Here is a 4,889-nt window from a genome sequence, read left to right as displayed (position 1 = left end):
TCTGCGGGCCGCTTCAGCCTTGCTGCCCCCTTTTTTAACAAATTCCACGACTCGTGAGCGTAAATCTATACTGTATGCCATCCTTCAACTCCCTTAGATTTCCTCTTATTATACTGCGGGTTTTTAATTGGAATGACTATAACTCAAAAAAGCCCAAGGTTTCTGCACCTAAACCAGCTAAACCAAAGGCACTAGCAATCATTTGTGTCGGTTCGGCTGCAAAAAAGTTACCCAACTGTTCGCTCAAGAGTTGATTCAAATTATGGGCGGCAGAACGCACAACAATTCTGATATTTGGATTCAGTTGGCGTACGGCTAAAGCAGTTTGGGCATTGACTTCTTCATTGCTGGTGACAATTAAAACGGTTCGACACGCTTGAATTTGAGCCTGTTCGAGAATGTGCAGTTGCCGACAATCTCCCACAATTAATGTATCTAATAACTCAGGAACTGTGGATAATTCCCACTGAGCAGGAGGACTTTGCTCAATAGCGCTGACAACGACTCCAAAATTTTTCAAGGCGATCGCACATTCTTGACCGAGACGACCTAAACCACAGATTAAAAAGCGATCGCCATTCGGCTCTGGAGTATTCTCTTCTGGTGGAGTAGGTGAAAGGCTTGACATACCCTGAGTTCTCACATTTACAGGACTTCACCCGCTTCTTGAATTAAATTCTTAGGCATTCTCTAGAAAGGACGATTGTGAGCTACATTATTAGGTAGCTTTAAGTATACAGCCCATAAAGCAATACGGTCTCTCTAACTTAGTATATAGATAAACTCAAACCGTAATGAAAATGAAACGTCGTGAACTCCTGCGTTGGGGAACTGGAATTGCCTTCGGATGGGTAATTGGTAAAGGGATAGTGGCGAATCTCTTTCAACCCTCCTTAAAAACTGATATCTCCAAGAATCATCTAACCTTCCCAGAGGGAGGTTCTCCCTTGCTGCGGTTTATGTCTGTTGCTGATACTGGAACTGGGGCCGAGGGCCAATATGCAGTGTCCTCAGCCATGGTTCAGTACGCCCAACAATTCCCTTGTGAATTGGTGGTTTTAGCGGGAGATAATATTTACAACAATGGTGAAATTGAAAAAATTAAAGCCGTTTTTGAAGACCCCTATCGCCCCTTGCTTGAACAAGGTGTTCCCTTTTACGCCTGTTTAGGAAATCACGATATTCGCACGGATAATGGTGGGCCTCAAACCCAATATCCTCTGTTCAATATGGGAGGCAAACGCTACTACAGTTTCCGTCGGTGCAGTGTGCAATTTTGGGCTTTAGATACCAATTCTAACGCAGACTGGGTAAACCAATTGGCTTGGTTGAAGCAAGAGTTAAGCCAATCCGATGCTCCTTGGAAAATTGTGTTTGGCCATCACCAAATCTATTCTTCTGCTCACTATGGATTAAACACCAAATTAATTGAAACTCTCACACCGTTATTTCAAAAATATGGGGTGCAACTGTATATTAATGGCCACGAGCATGTCTATGAAAGAACGTATGCGATTAATGGTACAACCTACCTCATTTGTGGAGCAGGGGCAGGAGTACGGGATGTCGGTCGTTCAACATGGACAGCTCATTCTGCGTCTCGTCTGAGTTTTGCCGCTTATGAGGTTTATGAGGATCGCATCCTTGTCCAAGCAATAGGTACGGATCATCAAGTGTTCGATCGGGGAGTAATAGAAATGGGTAATGGGTAATGGCTGTTCTCTATGTCTCCCGATTTAACTTAAGAGAGAGCATCCTGTTGAGCAGTCAAGAGATGCTCAATTCCTACTTCTGCCCTCTCGAGCATCTGATTGAGTTGGTGACGGTTAAAGCTGCCCTGTTCGGCGGTTCCTTGAACTTCGATCGCTTCTAGGCGATCGTTCATGACCACGTTAAAATCGACTTGGGCAATGACATCTTCTTCGTAGCACAGGTCTAAATAGGGTTCGCCTTCAAGTAATCCAACGGAGACAGCGGCGACTCGATGACGTAAAGGAGATTGGGTTAATTTACCTTGTGCTAGTAATTGATTAATGGCATCCACTACAGCTACATATCCCCCAGTAATGGAGGCGGTACGAGTGCCGGCATCTGCTTGCAGGACATCGGCATCAACGGTTAGGGTGCGCTCCCCTAACTGTTCTAAGTCTAAAGATGCCCTTAAACTTCGTCCAATTAACCGTTGAATTTCTTGTGTGCGTCCTGATAATTTCAAGAGTTCTCTAGGGTGGCGTTGGGGAGTAGCGTTGGGAAGCATCCGATATTCTGCGGTCAGCCATCCTTTCCCCGTTCCTTCTAAAAATTTGGGTACACTCTCTTGTACGGATACGGTACACAAGACTTGAGTATCGCCAAAACTGGTGAGGACTGAACCCCAAGCAAACTTGGTGAAACCGCGTTCAAACCGAATGGGACGGAGCTGATCCGGTTGACGACCATCAGGACGGGGTAGAGCCATAATATCTTAATGTTCCCTGGAATTTGCTATCAGTCGAGTTTGCAGTTCGGCCAGCACTTGGTCTTGGGATTGATTCCCATCGACGGTGAGTAGTCGCTGACGTTTGTCATAATAATCCAGAATGGGGACAGTTCGAGTTTGAAAGAGTTCAATCCGTCGTTCGATTAAGTGGGGCAGATCTTCTGATTCACCCATGGCTAACCGCCTTTCCATCATTACTGTTTCTGAGGTATCTAGGAAGATAGCCCAGTTGAGTTGTTGCTGTAGCTCATCGAGTAAAAAATCGAGTTCTTCGGCTTGAAATGCGGTGCGAGGATAACCTTCTAGGAGCCATCCAGTCGTGGTATCAGTTTGTAGGAGGCGATCGCGGATAAAAGCAATTAAAATCGGATCGGGTACAAATTCTGCCCGTTCTACATAGGGTTGGCATTGTACACCTAATTCTGTTTGCTCGGCGATCGCCCTTTTCAGAATCGCTCCCATGGACACTAACGGAATCTGGAGGCGATCGCACAAACCCCTCGCTTGTGTACTTTTCCCCGCACCCGGGCCGCCCAAAATCACCAATCTCAAGGTTTTTTTCCTCCCCAACTCGTCTTTAGTAGACCAGAGTACCAAATAACCTTAGCTCATCGCGAGGTAGTCCCTAGGCTAACAGGGTGGGGTTTGGATCAATAGATTTTGGCTTTCATCAAGCTCAAGTCAAAGGTGCTTGGGATGCTGGCAAGAGTTTTAACGCTGCTGTAGGACATGGGAGATTAGGGGTTTTTCGATTCATTTGCTTAGATCTCACTCATAACGTCCTGGTATTCTCGATCGCTCAGTAGTTTTGGGCTGACGGTGGGCATTTCGGAGTCAGCCGAGAAGAAAGGAGTCTGTTTATAGCTGCCATCGATTCGTGCCTTCAAAATTCTAGCCATATTGCCGGCGATCGTTGCTACAAGTCCTACTGTCTTCGGTTTCGGCTCCCCTTTGGCAGATTTGGTGTGAACATGGCTGCATACTCGACCAAAGGAATTGTCCAGTGTTACTTCAGACGATTCTAAGCAGTTATGGACAAGACCAACGAAAGACATCTTATAGCTTGGGAGGGTATTTCCGATTGGTGTTTTGCAGCAGCTAGTATACCAACGCAGCAAGCCAGTTTCTGTAAGGCGCATACAAGCTAAGACTTCAGTCCCTTGAGTAAAAGAGACATTTTTGGGGAGCGTCTGAACGATGTCTGTTCCACCATGATGATCGAGAATTTCACTACTTCTTCCTAAGAAGTGAGCAAATGCCTGACAGTCCTGACAATAACAAATAACCCGATTAGCACGATTAACATTGGCAACACTCCCCTGAAGACAACCACATCTACACCGTATCGGATGGCTCATTTTGCTATTTCCTCACTTGAAGATTTAGCCCCAGGATACCCTATTTGCTTGAGCTGGAGGAATTGATTATGGTTGTGCCTTGCTCATAAAATCCCATTGGGTAACTGTTGAAACGATGGGATGCCCTCGTAGGGATTATGCCAAGTCGCTTTAGACTCAACATTTACATGAGCCGAAGGACGGAAGTCTATATATGTCTCTACTGTGGAAAGAGCAATACTTAGATATATCGATTTATCTTGGGTATAATTCATTAGTCTTGTTCCGCAGTTTGAGCAAAATGCTCTAAATCCACCCAAATCATTCTTGTGTTCTTTTAGTAAATTTTCACCTTTTGTGATTTTAAGTGTATCTCCTTTGCCAAAAGTCAGCGTAGCAAATGCAGAACCATGAGCCTTTCTACAGAAAGAACAGTGACAGTTGAATGTTTTTTCCGGAATGAGTTCTACTTCGTATTCAATCTGACCGCAAAGACAGCTACCTTTTACCATTTTTTTCTGAGAACATAACTATTCCTCAATATCGTATCACAAAGAATCATCTACAAAATGAGGATGGGTAATATCCCTCTTCTGTCACTCTGGGAAAACCTTTGTCTTGACTTAATTCTACAACTCTCGCAGGAAAGAAGCGATCGCTTGTGAGAAAAAAGGAGATCGTTTCTTCCCTCTCATAAAAACGATTATTTCTCCGGGGATGAAAAGCTTCATTTATCAATCCTTCACCTTGAATCTAAGGTTACGTTTGGCTTTGAGTATTGCTGCCTTGCCCTTCCTTGAATCTGGAGGCATTCATTTCTCAAAAGAGTTGACACTATACCGTCTGGACGGTATAGTGAATTTATAAATCAATTCTCGCTGTTGGTCATCCAGGCTTTAACCCAGTGCGGCTTGCCTATAAAAGTGTGAATTACCTCAGGGGGTGACAACAGGCTTGAATCTAAGGCTAGGCTAGGCTTTGAGCCGTTAAAAGATGGCGAAAAAAATCTAGCGATTTTTTGGGCAAGTAACCCTCTAACCTGATGCTATAGTTATGCGATCGCGACCATTGAG

Annotated in this window: 7 protein-coding genes; 1 reads left to right on the top strand and 6 read right to left on the bottom strand. The window is 44.7% G+C overall.

The window, feature by feature from the left end; all coding sequences use genetic code 11:
* Together J7545_RS24060 and J7545_RS12545 are read right to left on the bottom strand one after the other, a co-directional pair.
* Nucleotides 1-81 (bottom strand): IS630 transposase-related protein (locus tag J7545_RS24060; protein WP_413039290.1); only part of this gene is annotated, 81 nt, incomplete at its 3' end.
* A 55-nt stretch (nucleotides 82-136) separates the two neighbouring features.
* Entirely contained in the window at nucleotides 137-628 is a 492-nt protein-coding gene (locus J7545_RS12545) for an NAD(P)-binding protein (RefSeq protein ID WP_318700903.1), read from the bottom strand.
* 166 nt (nucleotides 629-794) lie between these two features.
* On the opposite strand from J7545_RS12545, the gene J7545_RS12540 reads away from it, so the two are divergent.
* Nucleotides 795-1,712, top strand: a complete 918-nt coding sequence (locus tag J7545_RS12540) for a metallophosphoesterase family protein (protein WP_413038663.1) — start codon at nucleotides 795-797, stop codon at nucleotides 1,710-1,712.
* Between the two features lie 29 nt (nucleotides 1,713-1,741).
* On the opposite strand, the gene rph is transcribed toward J7545_RS12540, so the two are convergent.
* The 4 genes from rph to J7545_RS12520 all read right to left on the bottom strand — a co-directional run bounded on the left by rph (nucleotide 1,742) and on the right by J7545_RS12520 (nucleotide 4,328).
* Nucleotides 1,742-2,458: a ribonuclease PH gene (gene rph, locus J7545_RS12535; protein WP_318700900.1), complete on the bottom strand. Its 717-nt coding sequence runs from the start codon at nucleotides 2,456-2,458 to the stop codon at nucleotides 1,742-1,744.
* A 6-nt stretch (nucleotides 2,459-2,464) separates the two neighbouring features.
* Complete coding sequence (locus tag J7545_RS12530; protein WP_413038662.1) at nucleotides 2,465-3,031, bottom strand: nucleoside monophosphate kinase; 567 nt, start codon at nucleotides 3,029-3,031, stop codon at nucleotides 2,465-2,467.
* Between the two features lie 209 nt (nucleotides 3,032-3,240).
* Nucleotides 3,241-3,837, bottom strand: coding sequence for a DUF6151 family protein (locus tag J7545_RS12525; protein ID WP_318700897.1), 597 nt, complete (start codon nucleotides 3,835-3,837; stop codon nucleotides 3,241-3,243).
* A gap of 83 nt (nucleotides 3,838-3,920) precedes the next feature.
* Nucleotides 3,921-4,328: a GFA family protein gene (locus tag J7545_RS12520; protein ID WP_318700896.1), complete on the bottom strand. Its 408-nt coding sequence runs from the start codon at nucleotides 4,326-4,328 to the stop codon at nucleotides 3,921-3,923.
* Between the last annotated feature and the right edge of the window lie 561 nt (nucleotides 4,329-4,889).

Source organism: Roseofilum sp. SBFL (genome assembly GCF_017746885.1).
GTDB lineage: Bacteria > Cyanobacteriota > Cyanobacteriia > Cyanobacteriales > Desertifilaceae > Roseofilum.
The sequence above is the reverse complement of the archived record's forward strand: the minus strand, read 5'-3'. Positions and strand labels throughout refer to the sequence as shown.